This is a genomic window from Lentzea aerocolonigenes (assembly GCF_000974445.1).
GTDB lineage: Bacteria > Actinomycetota > Actinomycetes > Mycobacteriales > Pseudonocardiaceae > Lentzea > Lentzea aerocolonigenes.
Map to the genome: position 1 here is coordinate 82,110 of NZ_BBOJ01000024.1, position 15,650 is coordinate 97,759.

Sequence of the window (15,650 nt, forward strand, 5' to 3'; positions counted from 1 at the left end):
CGGCGAAATGGGGATGGAGCCGAGCGGCAGTTGTGCGGACCTCTGCGCGTCCGCACCTGGGGGAATCGGGGGAGCCCGATGAGGGCTACTTGTGCTGTCTTGCTCACGGGTGTGCTGGTGCTGTCCAGCGCGCCCTTCTCGGCGGCCGCGGCGGCCGCGATCGACAGACCCGTGGCCGAGCTGTTCGGCGCCCAGCCGAGCTTCGGCATGGCGGGCGACGGGGTCAACACCGCCACCGGCAACGTCACGCGCACGTCGGTCGACCTGCGCTTCGGGCCGCTCGCGCTGGCCCGCACCTACAACTCGCTCGACCGCTCGGACCGTGCTCTCGGCGCGGGCTGGAGCACCACCTACAGCGCACATCTCGTGCTGGGGGACGACGGATCGGTCGCGTACCACGGGGACGACGGGCGGGTGCTCACGTTCGTGCCCGGCGACGGTGGTGGTTTCCGGCGGCCGCAGGACCTCGACGCGGATCTGCGGCGCGAGCCCGACGGCCGTTTCTCGTTGCGGGACAACCGGGGCGGCAGTTGGACGTTCGACACCTCCGGCAAGCTGCAGGAGGTCGCGGCCGAGGGCGAACGGACGTCGCTGGGCCGCGACGGGGAGGGCAGGCTGACGTCGGTCGCGCACTCCGGTGGCGAGCGGCTGACCTTCACCTACGACGCGGGCCGCCTGACGAAGGTCGAGTCCGGTGACGGACGGGCGGTGAAGTACGACTACTCGCCGGAGGGCAGGCTCGCCGCCGCGACGTCACCGGAAGGTGCGGTGGCGCGGTACGAGTACACGCCGGCCGGACGTCTTTCGGCCGTGTTCGACGCCGAGGGCCGACGCGTCGTCGCGAACGTCTACGACGAGCGGGATCGCGTGCGGCACCAGGACTTCGTGGCAGGGGGAGGAATCGACCTCGCCTACGACGACCCGAACGCCATCACGACGGTCTCCAGCACCGGCAACGGTGCCCGTGCCGTCTACCAGCACTCCAACGCCGGCCGGTTGGTGAAGGCCACCGACCCGGCCGGCAAGTCGGTGAGCCAGTCGTTCGACGACAACGGCAGGCTCGTCGAGGTGGTCGCGCGCGGCGGGGCGAAGGTGCAGCTCGGCTACGACGGACGCGGCAACGTCGTGCGGCGCACGACAGGGGAGATCACGACGTCGTTCTCCTACGACGACCGCGACCGGCTCACCAGCGCGACCGACGCGGGGCAGGGCACCACGCGGTACGAGTACGCGGGCGAGAGCCGGGTGCCGTCCGCGGTGACCGACCCCAACGGCGCCACGACCAGGAACACCGTCGTGGACGGGCTGATCACCGAGACCGTGGACCCCGCGGGCGGCAAGACCACGTTCGGCTACGACGCCGGACGCCGGCTCACCTCGGTCACCGACGGCCTCGGACAGGCCACGAAGTTCGGGTACGACGCCGCCGGACGGCGCACCACCACGACGTCGCCGCAGGGCCGGGTGTCCACAGTGGAGTACGACGTCGCCGGCCGGATCACCGCGCAGGTGACCCCGTCCGGCAAGGTCACGCGCAACCGGTACAGCGGATCCGGGCTGCTGCAGGACACGACCGATCCCGCCGGCGGCGTCACGGCCCACGCCTACGACGGCGCAGGTCAGCGCATCGCCACCACAGACCCGTTGGGGCGCAAGAGCACCTTCACCTACGACGGTGACGGCAACGTCGCGACGAGCACCGATCCGGCCGGTGCGGTGAGCAAGTACGGCTACGACCAGTTCGGCCGGCTCAGCACCTCGACCGCGCCCACCGGTGCGGTGGTGCGCTACTCCTACGACGCCGACGGCAGGCAGTCCGAACGCGCCGAGCCCGCCGGCACCGTGGTGACCGGCTACGACGACCGCGGCAACGTCGTCTCCACCACCGACGCCGCGGGACGCACGACGCGGTACACCTACGACGCCCGCAACCGCGAGACCAGCCGCACGGACCCGACCGGGGCGGTGTGGCGGACCGGCTACGACGCCGCCGGGCACGTGACGTCGCGGACGGACCCGCTGGGCGCGGTGACGAAGTACGAGTACGACGCCGCCGGTCGGCTGACGGCCGTGATCGACCCGCTCGGCAACAGGACCGAGTACCGGTACGACGCGGCCGGACGTCTGACCGAGACCCTCGACCCCGAGGGCGGTGTCACGCGCAACACCTACGACGCCGACGGGCGCAGGGTCGCGCAGACCACGCCCGCGGGACTGGTGACCCGCTTCACCTACGACGCCGACGGACGGGTTCTGACCGTCACCGGCCCGCGGGGCGGCGTGACGAAGTACGAGTACTCCGCACGGGGTGACCTGATCACCACGACGAGCGCCACCGGTGCGGTGCGGCGCACCGAGTACGACGCCGCCGGGCAGATGATCGCCGCGGTCGACCCCAACGGCGGCCGCACCGGCTACGGCTACGACCCGGCCGGAAACCTGACGTCGTTGACGGATCCGAAGGGTGCGACCACGAAGTTCGCCTACGACTCGGCGGGCAGGCAGACCTCGTCGACGGATCCGCTGGGACGCACCGCGAAACGCGAGTACGACGCGTCCGGCAACCTCGTCGCGGTCACCGAACCGGACGGCAAGGTGCTGCGCATGGAGTACGACGCCGTCGGTGAGCTGGTCAAGCGCAGCGCGGGCGACGGTTCGGTGGTGTCCTTCGGCTACGACGCGGCCGCACGCCGCACGTCCATGACCGACGGCACCGGCAAGCACGAGTACGGCTACGACGCGGCCGGGCGGCTGACCACCGTCACCGAGCCCGACGGCGCGAAGTTCACCTCGTCCTACGACGCCGCCGGCCGCAGGACCGCGGTGCAGTACCCGGACGGGTTGAAGATCGACTACCGGTTCGACCGCAACAGCAGGCTCGTCGGGTTGAAGGACCCGAAGGCGGGCGAGGCGAAGTACGCGCTCGACGCGGACGGCAGGCTGGTCGCGGAGGACCTGCCGGGCAAGTGGGCGCGGAAGTACGCCTACACCGGCGGCCTGCTGACGCGGTACGAGGAGTCGGGGCCCGGCAGTTCGGCGCGGATGACCGCGTTCACCAGGGACGCCGACGGCCGCGTGCTCACGGAGACCGAGGGCAGGGGCCACGACCTCGACGCCGAGGGCAACCCCGTGCGCGAGTACCGCTACGACCCTGCCGGGCAGCTGCTTTCGGTGGGCGGCAAGCACGTCGAGCCGTTGCGGGCCACCTACGACCCGGCGGGCAACCGCACCAGCGTCGTGCGCGGCAAGACCACCACGAAGCTCACCTACGACGCGGCCGACCAGCTGACCGCGGCCGAGACCGGCGACCGGCACACCGACTACTCCTACGACTCCGTGGGCAGGCTGCTGGAGAGCCGGGCGGGCGAGAAGTCCGACCGCGGTGAGCGGACCACGTTGACCTACAACGGTTTCGGTCTGCTGGTGGCGTCCGCGACGACGCGGCACCACAAGACCGAGCGCACGCAGGCGACCTACAACGGTGACGGCCTCCTGGTCGCGCTCACGCAGTCCGAGGGCGACCAGGACGACAGCGGCAAGCATCAGCGCACGTCCCGGTACCGGTGGAGCGTGGGCGACCCGGTGCCGCAGGTGCTGTCCCAGCGCGAGGACGGCCGGCAGGAGGACAGCGGGAACGGGGAAGCGGACTTCGTCTACGGCTACGGCCGCGTGTTCGCGGACACCCGGCACAAGTCGGCCACGTTCTCCCGCGACGCGTACGGCTCGTCCGTCCGAACAGGACAGACGCACGACTGGGTGCAGGCCGACGGCTACGACGTCTTCGGCGCACCGCAGAAGGGTGAGGACGCGGACACGTCCAACCCGGACAAGCCGAAGTTCGGCTACCGGGGTGAGCTCGCGCTCGGGCAGGCCGTGTACCTGCGGGCGAGGTTCTACGAGACCGGCACCGGCCGGTTCCTCAGCCGCGACCCCGTGGCGACGAAGGCGGGGCAGGCCAACCCGGTGAGCGCCTACGTCTACGGCAACAACGACCCGGTGAACTTCACCGACCCGCTCGGCGAGTGGGCGATCACCGACGCGTTGTTCCGCGCGGTGGCGGCGATCCTGGCGGGCCTGACGCCCAACTGCCCGCCGTCGACCAACGCGATCACCAGGCACGACAAGTGCTTCCAGAACCACGTGTACCGCACCAGGGGCTACGTCCCGGAGGACTGCCTCGACGCGGACTACAGCTGCCTGGACGCGCTGTGGCACGGCCGTCAGCCGGAACGGGCCTCGCAGGCGTTCACGATCCACGAGCTGAACGTGCGGCGGCAGAGCTGGTGGGACAACCTCTGGGACAACAAGGGTTTCAGCACGACGATCAGCGAGAAGGTCGACTGGGAGGTCGGCCCGCCGGACAACTACATGGACACCTTCCGCATCGACATCGTGACCGAGGAACGCAACATCTACGAGGTCAAGCGCTGGCGCGGCCCGGCGACCACGACCGAGGTCGACGCCCAGCTCGGGCACTACCAGTACCTCGCTTTCTGGTACGACAACGTGCACTTCGACCGCGGCCGGGAGCTGATGGACTGGGCGGACACGTACCACGTCAGCGAGGGCTTCTGGGACTTCCTGACCGGCGGTAAGACGATCTACGTCTGGGGTCTGGAGAACCCGGCGGGCCACATCTACTTCGAGGAGAAGGACAAGACCCCGGAGCGGGTGCGCAGCAAGGTGTGGCGGCAGAAGTTCGAGGAGGGGTTCCCGATTCCCGTGCCGATCCCGATTCCCGTCCCCGTGCCGGTCCCGGTGTAGGGCAGGATCGGCACGTGGCGATCGTCGTGCGGCAGGAAGCCAGGGCGGAGTTCGGGTCGGCGGACACGGTTCTCGTCGAGATCCGTTCGGACTCTCCTGCCGCACGAACCGCGGTGGAGCAGTTCGCCGGGGACCTCACGGGGCTGGGCGCGAAGTTCGTGTCGCCCGCGTTCGCCGTCCCCGGCGGCCACCTGCTGATGATCGACCCCGGCGCCGCCGACCTGCGGCATGCGCCGGACGTGGTCATCGGACGGCTGCGCGAGGCAGGTGTGGAGGACGCGGTGCTCGCCGTGCCCACGCGCATCGGCGAGCGCTACGAGACGATCCAGGCGCTGGCTCCATCGGCACGGGCGTGGCTGCGCGCACCGCTGGCCAAGCCCTTCGGCGAGGCACCGCGGACACCGCCCGTCTGGCTCGCGGGCCTGGTCCACGAGTGGACGGGCCCCGATGCGCTGGCAGTGGTGCTGTCGGCGGAGGTGCCCGCCACAGCGGAAGCGGTGGCCGCGGCGGTGTCGTCCGGCGCGCCCACGGCGGTGGTGGCGAGCGACTTCGCGACGTGGGTGCGGGCAGGCGCGGTGACCGGAGGCTTCGGCCACCTCACCCCCGGCGCGACCCTCACGGCGTCCGGGGACGTGGTGGCCCACCTGCGCGCGCAACGCGACGTGGTGCTCACCCACGCCGACAGGCTGGCGTGGGCGGGCGTGTCCGCGGTGCCGGACGCGCGTGACCTGCTGTCGGCCGAGCTGCCGGCGGAGGTCGGGAACCTGGCCGACTTCGTCGTGCCGGACGTCATGTGGTGCCAGGTGCTGTCCGCCGGTCACGTCGAACGGCTGGGAGGTCCTCCCCCTGGTGCGCGGCGGCTGGACGGCGACCGGTGGGAGCTGGTCGTCGGCGAACCTGAGCAATGGATGCCCGGCCATCCCGATCAGCAGCGCGTCAGGGAGCAGGCGCGGACCCTGCTCGGCGCCTGCCTGGTGGACGCCGACGAGGCGTTCTCGCTCGCGCGGCAGCGGATGGCCGAGGCGCGGGAGCGTGACGACGAGGGGTTCTTCCCGCAGGGGCGGCGCCCGCGGAGGTGACGGTCAGGCCTGGCAACGGCGTCCGCGTTCCGGCACCGCCAGATCCACCAGGTAGCGGTCGACGACCTCGTTGACGCACTCCGAACGCAGGTAGGCCGTGTGTCCTTCGCCCTCCCAGGTGAGCAGGACACCGTTGCCGAGGGCGGCGGTGAGGTCGACGGCGCCCTGGTACGGCGTCGCGGGGTCGTGCAGACCACCGATCACCAGCACCGGTGAGGCGGTGGCCGCGGCCGGACGTGCCAGCGGGTGGCGCGGCACGTCCCAGAACCGGCAGCCGAACAGCCCTCGCGCCTGATACCCGCCGAACAACGGGAAGTCCTTGCTCCACCGCGCCGCCGCGGTCGCGATCTGCTCGTCCGTCAGCACCGCGGTGCCGTCGTTGCACCCGATCACGAACGACGCGTCGGCGGCGTTGGGGAACGTGCCGTCGTGCCGCCCGCTGCCGGCGTCCGCCAGGTCGAAGAACCCGGTGCCGTCTCCTCGACGAGCCAGGCGCAGAGCGTCCTCGAGCGGCTGCCACCGGGCGCTGTCGTAGAGCGCGGACATGACGCCGAACAGCACGGTTCCGCCCTTCGTGCGGCGGTGGTCGGCCGGGTTCTCGTGGGTGAGAGGCGTGGTTGCGGCCTGGGCGAGCACCCCTGTGAGCAGGGCGCGCAGGTCACCGAGTTCCGCGCAGGACGGCCGTGCCGCGCAGTCCTTGGCGAACCCGTCGAAGGCCTCCTCGAACCCGCGCAGCTGCCGTTCCGCGGTGGAGTTGTCGTCGACGAGCGGGAACGACGGGGCATCGAGGACGAGCGCGCGCACCTTGTCCGGGAACAGGTGGGCGTAGGTCGCGCCGAGCTTGGCGCCATAGGAGAAACCCGCGTAGGTGAGCTTCGCGTCGCCGACCGCGTCCCGGATCGCATCCACGTCGCGCGCGGTGGCCTCGGTGTTGAAGAACTGCGCGGAGTCGCCCAGTTTCTCCTTGCAGGAGAAGGCGGTCCGGCGGCTGTCGCGCTCGGCCTCCGCGCGGCCGGCAGGGGTGCGCATGTCGCCGTTGAAGTCGATCAGGCGGTCCAGGTCGGGGTCGCTGGTGCAGCGGACGGGCGCGGACTCGCCGACGCCGCGCGGGTCGAAGCCGATGACGTCGAACCTCTTCAGCAGGCCTTCTGAGGCCCTCGCCGCGAACGACGTGGCGAACTCGATCCCCGCGACCCCTGGTCCACCCGGGTTGAGAACCAGCGACCCGATCCGGCCGGTCTGCTCGCGGTGGCGGACGCGGACGAGTTTGAGGGAGATGGTTTTCCCGGTGGTGTTGTGGTCGAGCGGCACGGCCAGGGTGCCGCAGCCGACGTCCAGGTGCTCCGCGAGCGCGGGCCGCCGGTCGCAGTCGGTCCACGTGATCGCGGGAGGCGTGTGCGCGCAGCCGCTCACCGGGAGCACCAGCAGGAGCCCCGCGACGATGGTCCGGAACATGCGCTGAGAGTGTCACCATTGGACGATGGCCGCACGGCCGTCCAGGCGCCGCACCGCCACGCTGGCTCTCACCCTCCTGGGGTGTCTGGCGCTGCCGCACGTGCCGGTGCTGCTGACGAGCCGGACCGCACCGGCCGTGATCTACCACAACGGTGTCGTGCTCACGATGGACCAGACCAGGCCGCACGCGCAGGCGATCGCGACCAGCAGGGATCGGATCACCGCGGTCGGCGACGACGAGGAAGTCCTGCCGCTCGCCGACCGGGTGACCCGCCTCGTGGACCTGGGCGGCCGGACCGTGCTGCCGGGATTCATCGACTCGCACGCGCACTGGATCGGCGACGGCCAGCTGGTCGGCCTCAGCCCCGAACAGGCCGTCGAGGCCGCCCTGCGGCGCGGCTGGACCAGCATCAACGAACAGTTCGTCGACATGCCGCGGCTCAACCGCCTGCGGGAGCTCGACGCCTCCGGCGCACTCCGCGTCCGCGTCAACGCCTACCTGCCGCTCAACTTCACCGACGACAAGTTCACCTGGTTCCTCGACCACGAGCCGCGTTACACCTACAGCTCGCACCTGCGAGTGGCGGGCGTGAAGTTGTTCCTCGACCACGACTGGGGCACCGACTTCCACTGGGACCAGGTCGAGCTCGACACGTTCGTCCTGGCCGCTCACCGCAACGGCTGGCAGGTGAGCGCGCACGCGGTCAGCGCGCGGGCTCACGACCAGTACCTGACCTCGATCGCCAGGGCGTTGGCCGCCCACCCCGACCCGGACGCCCGCCACCGCGTGGAGCACGTCGTCCAGCTGCGTGACGACCAGCTCGCCAGGATGCGCGAACTGGGCATGATCGCTTCCATCCAGCCCGGTCTGGTCGGCGCTTCCGTGACAGAACAGGGATTCTCCGAACTGGTGGCGCGGGGAGATCCGAAGTGGATCGCCCGGTGGCGCGACCTCGTCGACAGCGGTGTCCGCGCCATCGGGAGCTCAGACATGCCGTGGCTGGTGCTGGGACTGGGTTCCCACGCCACCGACCTGCCCCACGGCTCTCCCCTGGAGGCGGTGCACCAGGCGGTGACCCAGCGACTGACGGTCGACCAGGCGCTGCGGATGTTCACCGTCGACGCCGCGTACGGCACGTTCGAGGAGGACGTGAAGGGCAGCCTGGTTCCCGGCAAGTACGCGGACCTCGTCGTTCTGGCGGAGAATCCCACGACCGCCGTCTCGTTGCCGGACGTCGGGGTGCTGGCGACAATCGTCGGCGGGAAGGTCGAGCACTGCGCGGATCCCGTGCTGTGCCGGTGAGGAGGCCGGTGTGAACGCCGGGAAGACGGCGCTGAGGATCGCGGCGGGCCTCTCGGTCCTGTCCGGACTCGGGTTCGGCCTGCCCGCGGTGTACGGCGCCGTGCACCTCGCGCGGACCGGCGAAGTCTGGCAGTTCGTGGGATTCCCGACGTACGGGCACGGTCCGTTCGAGAAGGTCGGCGTCCCCACGACCGTGCCGCTGCTCGCCGGGTTCGCGGCCGTCTGCGGCGCCGAGGTGATCGCCGGCGGCCTGCTGTGGCGCCGCCGCAGGGCCGGGACGAAGCTGTCGCTCGCGCTGCTCCCGTTCGAGGTGGCGTACTGGCTCGGGTTCGCGCTTCCGGCAGGGCCCGTCCTCGGCGTCGGGCGCACGCTGGCCGTCCTCGCGGCGCTCAAGTCGTCCCGCGGCGAATGAACCGGAGAACCCTGCTCCTGTCCGGCGTCGCCGTCGTGTCGCTGGCCGCCGCCGGGCTGCTGAGGTTCCGCGACGAACGGCTGCCCGACCCGATCAACGAGCAGTCGTTGCCGACGGTGCCCGCGCCCGGCCCGACGGCCGAGCCGGTCGAGGTCGTGTACTGCGCGGGCTGGGACGCCGCCACGCGTGCCCCGGTCCTGCCGATGTCCGAGGCGGTTGCCCGTGCTCAGGACGCCGCGGGCGGTCAGTACGCCGCGGTCCTGCTCGTCGGCGGGGTGGCGCGGGCGGTGGTCGAGGTGTGCTGGACGGCTCACCACGCCGAGGTGTGGCACGTCGACTCGGCCGGTCGCCGCTACCGCGGTGTCGCCTACCGCCGGTGGCCGGACGGGCGGGTGCGGCTGTTCGAGGTACGCGGCTGGCGCTACGAGGGAAAGGACACGCCGGAGTTCGCCGGCGAGAGGCCGACCGTGCGGACCCGCGTCCACCGCACCGCGACGGCGGAGATCGAAAATTTCGAGGTGTCGGCGGAGCTTCCCGACGGGAGCACGTTCCAGACCTCGCGCGAGGACTGGCCCGAACCGGTGCGGCCGCCGGACGACGTCGCGGTTCCCCAGGTCGGTGGCTGGCCCGCCCTGGCGGGACTGACCGGCCCGGTGACCACCCGCTCCGGCCCCGACGAGGTTCCCGCCACGTTCCCGTGGCGCCCACCGCAACCGTTGCGTCCGCACCACATCGAGAAGACCGTCACGGACGGCGCGCGCTTCCGCACGCGGGAAGGTCGTGTCCTGACCGTGAAGCGGAGTCCCGCGGGCACGATCCGGCTGCCCAGCGGCAAGCTGCTCGTCGGCGACCCCCACTGGTTCGACGCCGAGTCCAAGCCGCTGGCCGAGACGGTTCCACCCGGCGAGTACCCCGTGGAGGTGTTCGGGCTGACGGAGAACGGGACCGAGCTGACGACGGCCGCGTGCCGGGTGACCGTCACGGACGCACCGGTCACGTCGTGGCACCTCGCGTTGCGCGACGGCGACCACGAGCTGGACCTCGGTGACGGCGAGTACTTCGGCAACCCGGTCGACACCGCCACGCTCGCACTGGTCGACCAGACCGGTGCGACGGCCTACGACGATGCCGCCATCACGGCAGTCTCCGCCGGTGAGGCCCGCCACCACAGGCTTTCCGACGCCAGGACCGACCTGATCATCGTGCCGGGCTGGAGCGACGGCGCGTTCCCGGTCTGGCTCGGACGCACCGCCCACGGAGCGATCGGCTGTTTCGTGCTCGACTTCCACACGCCCGAGCTGGCCACCGCCGAACCCGCCTGAGCAGGGAATGGGCCGGTGGGCGTGTTAGCGTGCGCTGTGCGCACAAACGAGCGGCCGGCTGGCGAGGATCGAGAGCCGCACTTCGTCCAGTCAGTGGCGCGAGCGTTGTCCGTGATGCGGTCGTTCAACGCCGAGCGTCCGTCCCAGTCGCTCGCGGACGTCGCACGGGCGACCGGTCTGGACCGGGCGACCGCACGACGGCTGCTGCTCACCCTCGCGGACCTCGGCTACGTGCGCGCCGAAGGGCGGGAGTTCCAGCTCACCCCGCGCGTGCTCGAGCTCGGCTACGCCTACCTGTCCGGCCTGTCGCTGCCGGAGATCGCGGGCCCGCACCTGCGCAAGCTCGCCGGTGACCTCAACGAGACCGCTGCGCTGGCCGTGCTCGACGGGGACGAGATCGTCTACGTCGCGCTGATCCCGAGCTCGCGCGTCGCGACGGTGCGCATCAACATCGGCACCCGGTTCGATGCCTACCCGACGTCGATGGGGCGCGTGCTGCTGGCGGGCCTGCCGGAGCAACGGCTCGAGGACTACCTGGCGCGCCTGCACCTGGAGAGCAAGACCGACCGCACGGTGCGGTCGGTCGACGCGTTGCGCGAGGAGATCAACAGGACGCGCGAGCAGGGCTGGGCGCTCGTGGACGCCGAGCTGGAGGCCGGTCTGCGCGGAGCGGCCGCCCCCGTGCGCGACCGGGCAGGCGCCGTGATCGCGGCGGCCAACGTCTCCGTGCACGCGGGCAGGATGACGCCGCAGGAGGTCGAGCGGGAGTACGTGCCCGCGATCCTGCGCACGGTCCGGATGATCGAGGCCGACATGATGGGACTGGCCTGATCACGCGGTGAGGTCGATCCAGCACTTGCCCGGCGTCGAGCGGACGGCCTCGAACGCCTTCGCGGTCTCCTCGAACCCGAACGCCGCGCCGAGCACGCGGGACGGCGCGATCTTGCCGTCCTCCAGAGCGGCGACGGTGCCGGCGAAGTCGGACGGGTGGTCGTAGATCAGCGAGCCGACGAGGGTGAGCTGGCGGTAGACGAACTCGGACATCAGCACCCCGAGCGGCCGGGCGGTGAGGCCGATCAGGACGGCGGTGGCTCCCGGCGCGAGCCGTTCGAGCGCGGGGGCGAGGGCCTCCGGTACGCCGGAGGTCTCGAACATGAACCGGAACCCGGCGGACGTCTCTCCGGCGGCCACCGCGCCCAGTGACACGGCGAGGTCTCTGCGTCCCTCGTGGGGCTCCAGCACGTGTGGCGTGATCCCCATTTCCACCAGGGTCAGGCACACGAACAAGCCTTGTGAACCGGTGCCGACGACGAGGCACGAGTCGCCCGGTGCGATCCCTGAACGGCGGATCGCGGCGCGTGCGACCGTCAGCGGCTCCGCGCACACGAGGTCGGGGAGTGCGACGTGCGCGGCGGCGGGAAAGGCGAACTCGGCGGGGACGGCGACGCGTTCCGCGAGGAGTCCTGGCGTGCCGAGCCCGATGACGACGCGGTTCGGGCACGCGGACGTGAACCCGGTGCGGCACGGCGGGCACGCGAAGCAGCAGTAGTTGGGTTCGATCGCCACGTGCTGCCCGACGTGGCGGTCGTGTACCCGCTCGCCCACGGCGACGACCTCGCCGACGCCCTCGTGGCCGAGCACCCACGGCATCGACGGCACGGCCTTCGCGCCTGAGCGAACCGTGAGGTCGGACCCGCACAGGCCGACGGCGAGCATGCGCACCAGCACCTCGTCCGCACCGCAGTGCGGCTCTTCGACGTCGATGATCTCGACGACCCCTGGACTGACCAACGCGGCGGCCTTCACCACACCACTTCCCTTCGTCGCTATACGCACTAACGCGCACGATGCGCACACCTGTCAAGCGGACTCACTGTTTTGTGACGGCTCCGTTCCTCTCCGGAAGCGGGTTCATCTGCGCATACATGGTCAACTACCTGTACGCAAACAGTTGACTGGGTAATGAGGGTAGACCTACCGTGCCCATGCGCATCAAACACAATTGTGCGCATAGCGCACATTAGCCCTCTTCTGTTGATGTCACTGCGCTTCAAAGGAGAAGACCGTGGACACCCCAACATCGAGTTCGCTCGCCACCCGGCGAGCACCGCGCGCGGCCGCCGCGAGCGGATGGTTCGGCAGCGCCCTGGAGTACTACGACTTCTTCATCTACGCGCAGGCCGCGGCCCTGGTCTTCCCCTCGATCTTCTTCCCGAAGGGCAACCCGACCGTCGCCATCGTCGCCTCGCTCGCCACGTTCGGCGTCGGGTACGTCGCCCGCCCGATCGGTGCCTTCGTGCTGGGCCACTGGGGTGATCGGCACGGACGCAAGAACGTGCTGATCCTGTGCATGCTGATGATGGGCCTGTCGACGTTCCTCGTCGCGCTGCTGCCGACGTACTCCTCCGTCGGCGTCCTCGCCCCGGCCCTGCTGGTGGTCCTGCGGCTGATCCAGGGCTTCGCCGTCGGCGGTGAGATCTCCGGCGCCAGCACGATGATCGGCGAGCACGCCCCGCCGGGCCGCCGCGGCTTCTACGCGAGCTTCGCTCTCCAGGGCGTGCAGGCAGGGCAGATTCTCGCCGCCGCGGTGTTCCTCCCGTTGGCCGCGATCCTGCCGAAGGACGCGTTCGAGGCGTGGGGCTGGCGGATCCCGTTCCTGCTCAGCGTCGTGGTGGTGATCGCCGGTTACGTGATCCGGCGCAGGGTTGACGAGACACCGGTGTTCCAGCAGGAGAAGGCGCACGACGCCACCCCGAAGGCGCCGATCGTGCTGGCGGTGCGGGAGAACGGCTCCGACATGCTCCGGGTCGTCTGCATGGCGTTGATGAACGTCGTCCCGGTGGCCACGACGGTGTTCGGCGCGACCTACGCCACCAGCAAGGCCTACGGCGTGGGTATGAGCACCACCACCCTGCTGTGGATCTCCGTCGCCGGCAACGCCGTCGCCGTGGCGCTCATCCCGTTCGTGGGCAGCCTTTCCGACCGGATCGGGCGCAGGCCGTGCATCGTCGTCGGCGCCCTGAGCTCGGGAGCGTTGTCCTACGCCTACCTCTGGGCGATCAGCGAGGGCGACACCGTCCTCACGTTCATCCTCGCGATGCTCATGTGGGGAATGGTCTACCAGGGCTACAACGCGGTGTTCCCGTCCTTCTACCAGGAGCTCTTCCCGGCGAGGACCCGCGTCACCGGGTTCGCGGTCTCGCAGAACCTCGGCACCGCGATCACCGCGTTCCTGCCCACGCTGTACGCCGTCGTCGCCCCTCCCGGAGCCAACGTGCCTCTGATCGTCGGCAGCTTCACGTTCGGCTGTGCCGTCATCGCTGCGATCGCGGCGCTCTCCGCACGTGAGACCTACCGCCTGCGCACGGAGGACCTGGGCGTCCGCACCGCCGAACCCCTGCCGCGCGAGGAGTACGACCGCCTCCGCACCACCGTGTCCGCCTGACCGAGGAAGAAGCAGCACCTTGCGCTCACTCGCCACCGTCTGCCTGTCCGGAACCCTGGAGGAGAAGCTCACCGCCGCGGCACGGGCCGGGTTCGACGGCGTGGAGATCTTCGAGAACGACCTCGTCGCGAGCCCGTGGTCGCCCTCGGAGATCCGGGCGCGGTGCGCGGATCTCGGTCTGTCGATCGAGCTGTACCAGCCGTTCCGCGACTTCGAGGACGTCCCGGCGGCGGTGTTCGCCGCGAACCTGCACCGCGCGGAACGCAAGTTCGAGCTCATGCGTGACCTGGGCGCTGACCTGCTCCTGGTCTGCTCGTCGGTGTCCCCCGACGGTCTCGGCGACGACGATCTCGCCGCCGAGCAACTGCACGCGTTGGCGGGCCGTGCTGCACAGCACGGCCTCCGCATCGCCTACGAGGCACTGGCCTGGGGCCGGTACGTCAACACCTGGGACCACTCCTGGCGCATCGTGCGCACCGCTGACCACCCCGCGCTCGGGTTGTGCCTGGACAGCTTCCACGTCCTGTCGCGCACCCCCGACGTGAGCGGCATCGCCGAAGTGCCGGGGGACAAGCTGTTCTTCGTCCAGCTCGCCGACGCGCCACACCTGGACATGGACGTGCTGCAGTGGAGCAGGCACCACCGCCTGTTCCCCGGCCAGGGCGCGTTCGACCTGCCGGGCTTCACGAACCTCGTCCGGCGCACCGGCTACGAGGGCCCGCTCTCGCTGGAGGTCTTCAACGACGTCTACCGCCAGGCCGATCCCGGCAGCACGGCCGTGGACGCGATGCGCTCCCTGCTGGACCTGCAGGACCGTTGCGGCGACGACGTGGTGCCGCCTGCCGCTGAACTGGCCTCGATCGCCTTCGCCCAGCTGACCGCGCACAGCTCCGACACCGAGATCGCCTTGGCGTCACTGGGTTTCACCCGTCACGCGAACCACCGCACCAGCCCGGTCCGGCTGTGGCGGCAAGGCGCGGCAACACTTCTGGTCACCACCGGCACCTCGCCCGGCGAGATCAGCGGGCTGGGCCTGGAAAGCGCGGACCCGTCGGCCTCCGCGCGCCGAGCCGCCGCCCTGCTGGCCCCGGAACTGCCCTCGGACTCCGGCACGTTCACCGTCGCCGACCCGGACGGACTGTCACTGACGTTCTGCCCGCCCGACGACACGTGGCCGGCCGTGTTCCTCCCGACCGGGGAAGCCGAGGAAGACGGCATCGGACTGACCGGCATCGACCACGTCGCACTCGGGCAGCCGTTCGACCGGTTCGACGAGGTGGCGTTGTTCTACCGGTCCGTCCTGGGCTTGCGGCCACACGACGACACAGAGTACGCGGCACCGTTCGGTCTGGTGCGCAGCCGTTCTCTCGTGCGCGCGGGCGTCCACGTCGTGCTCACGCGCCCACTGCTCCGGCGTGGGGACTGGGCGCCGCACGTGCCCGATCCGCAGCACATCGCCTTCGCCACGGACGACATCTTCGCCACCGCTGAGGCGTTCCGCGCCTGCGGCGGCTCGGCACTGTCCATTCCGGACAACTACTACGACGACCTCGAAGCGCGGCTGGCGCTGTCCGCGGAGCTGCTCGCGAGCCTGCGGGAGTTCGGCCTGCAGTACGACCGGGATGACAGCGGTGGCGAGTTCTTCCACTTCTCCACGCCGATGGTCGGATCGCGCGTGTTCTTCGAGATCGCGCAACGCGTTGGTGGCTATTCGGGTGTCGGTGCCGCCAACGCGCCGGTGCGGATGGCCGCGCACCGCCGGCTGCGCGGTCACCTGACGGAAACAGCGTCGTCATCGGGATGACGCGCGTTGTCGGATCTGGATAGTCGGGCCGTATGTCTTCGACGGATTGTCCACTGTTCCTCGCGG

Annotated in this window: 10 protein-coding genes; 8 read left to right on the top strand and 2 right to left on the bottom strand. The window is 70.7% G+C overall.

Translation table 11 applies throughout. The features are described 5' to 3' along the window. Positions 1 to 78: 78 nt before the first annotated feature. Together AOM45_RS39080 and AOM45_RS39085 are read left to right on the top strand one after the other, a co-directional pair. The gene (locus tag AOM45_RS39080; RefSeq protein ID WP_081902683.1) at positions 79 to 4,764 is read left to right on the top strand and encodes a DUF6531 domain-containing protein; all 4,686 of its coding nucleotides are present in this window, start codon (positions 79 to 81) and stop codon (positions 4,762 to 4,764) included. A gap of 14 nt (positions 4,765 to 4,778) precedes the next feature. Continuing rightward, positions 4,779 to 5,843 (top strand): hypothetical protein, encoded by a 1,065-nt coding sequence (locus AOM45_RS39085; RefSeq protein WP_030472671.1) that lies wholly within the window; start codon positions 4,779 to 4,781, stop codon positions 5,841 to 5,843. A gap of 3 nt (positions 5,844 to 5,846) precedes the next feature. Here AOM45_RS39085 and AOM45_RS39090 read toward each other — a convergent pair whose 3' ends face one another. Continuing rightward, the gene (locus AOM45_RS39090; RefSeq protein WP_030472670.1) at positions 5,847 to 7,298 is read right to left on the bottom strand and encodes an alpha/beta hydrolase; all 1,452 of its coding nucleotides are present in this window, start codon (positions 7,296 to 7,298) and stop codon (positions 5,847 to 5,849) included. A gap of 25 nt (positions 7,299 to 7,323) precedes the next feature. Here AOM45_RS39090 and AOM45_RS39095 point away from each other — a divergent pair, with 25 nt between their 5' ends. The 4 genes from AOM45_RS39095 to AOM45_RS39110 are packed head-to-tail and all read left to right on the top strand — an operon-like array spanning position 7,324 to position 11,166. Next, the gene (locus tag AOM45_RS39095) at positions 7,324 to 8,601 is read left to right on the top strand and encodes an amidohydrolase (RefSeq protein ID WP_030472669.1); all 1,278 of its coding nucleotides are present in this window, start codon (positions 7,324 to 7,326) and stop codon (positions 8,599 to 8,601) included. A 10-nt stretch (positions 8,602 to 8,611) separates the two neighbouring features. Further along, positions 8,612 to 9,013, top strand: coding sequence for a hypothetical protein (locus tag AOM45_RS39100; protein WP_030472668.1), 402 nt, complete (start codon positions 8,612 to 8,614; stop codon positions 9,011 to 9,013). Beyond that, a complete protein-coding gene (locus AOM45_RS39105; protein ID WP_030472667.1) occupies positions 9,010 to 10,335 on the top strand; it encodes a DUF4241 domain-containing protein in 1,326 nt (441 codons plus the stop codon). Before AOM45_RS39100 ends, AOM45_RS39105 begins: the two co-directional genes overlap by 4 nt. Positions 10,336 to 10,371: 36 nt before the next feature. Continuing rightward, entirely contained in the window at positions 10,372 to 11,166 is a 795-nt protein-coding gene (locus AOM45_RS39110; RefSeq protein WP_030472666.1) for an IclR family transcriptional regulator domain-containing protein, read from the top strand. Here the strand turns inward: AOM45_RS39110 and AOM45_RS39115 are convergent, their stop codons facing one another. Continuing rightward, positions 11,167 to 12,144 (bottom strand): zinc-dependent alcohol dehydrogenase, encoded by a 978-nt coding sequence (locus tag AOM45_RS39115; protein WP_236703991.1) that lies wholly within the window; start codon positions 12,142 to 12,144, stop codon positions 11,167 to 11,169. Positions 12,145 to 12,400: 256 nt separating this feature from the next. Here AOM45_RS39115 and AOM45_RS39120 point away from each other — a divergent pair, with 256 nt between their 5' ends. Both AOM45_RS39120 and AOM45_RS39125 read left to right on the top strand, forming a co-directional pair. Continuing rightward, positions 12,401 to 13,780 (top strand): MFS transporter, encoded by a 1,380-nt coding sequence (locus AOM45_RS39120; RefSeq protein ID WP_030472664.1) that lies wholly within the window; start codon positions 12,401 to 12,403, stop codon positions 13,778 to 13,780. A gap of 19 nt (positions 13,781 to 13,799) precedes the next feature. Then, positions 13,800 to 15,584 (top strand): sugar phosphate isomerase/epimerase and 4-hydroxyphenylpyruvate domain-containing protein, encoded by a 1,785-nt coding sequence (locus AOM45_RS39125; protein ID WP_030472663.1) that lies wholly within the window; start codon positions 13,800 to 13,802, stop codon positions 15,582 to 15,584. Positions 15,585 to 15,650 lie beyond the last annotated feature (66 nt).

Bases quoted from the DNA above. Each gene is read 5' to 3' on its own strand.
- AOM45_RS39095 (WP_030472669.1), top strand. From the start codon at position 7,324: ATGGCCGCACGGCCGTCCAGGCGCCGCACCGCCACGCTGGCTCTCACC.
- AOM45_RS39080 (WP_081902683.1), top strand. From the start codon at position 79: ATGAGGGCTACTTGTGCTGTCTTGCTCACGGGTGTGCTGGTGCTGTCC.
- AOM45_RS39105 (WP_030472667.1), top strand. From the start codon at position 9,010: ATGAACCGGAGAACCCTGCTCCTGTCCGGCGTCGCCGTCGTGTCGCTG.
- AOM45_RS39090 (WP_030472670.1), bottom strand. From the start codon at position 7,298: ATGTTCCGGACCATCGTCGCGGGGCTCCTGCTGGTGCTCCCGGTGAGC.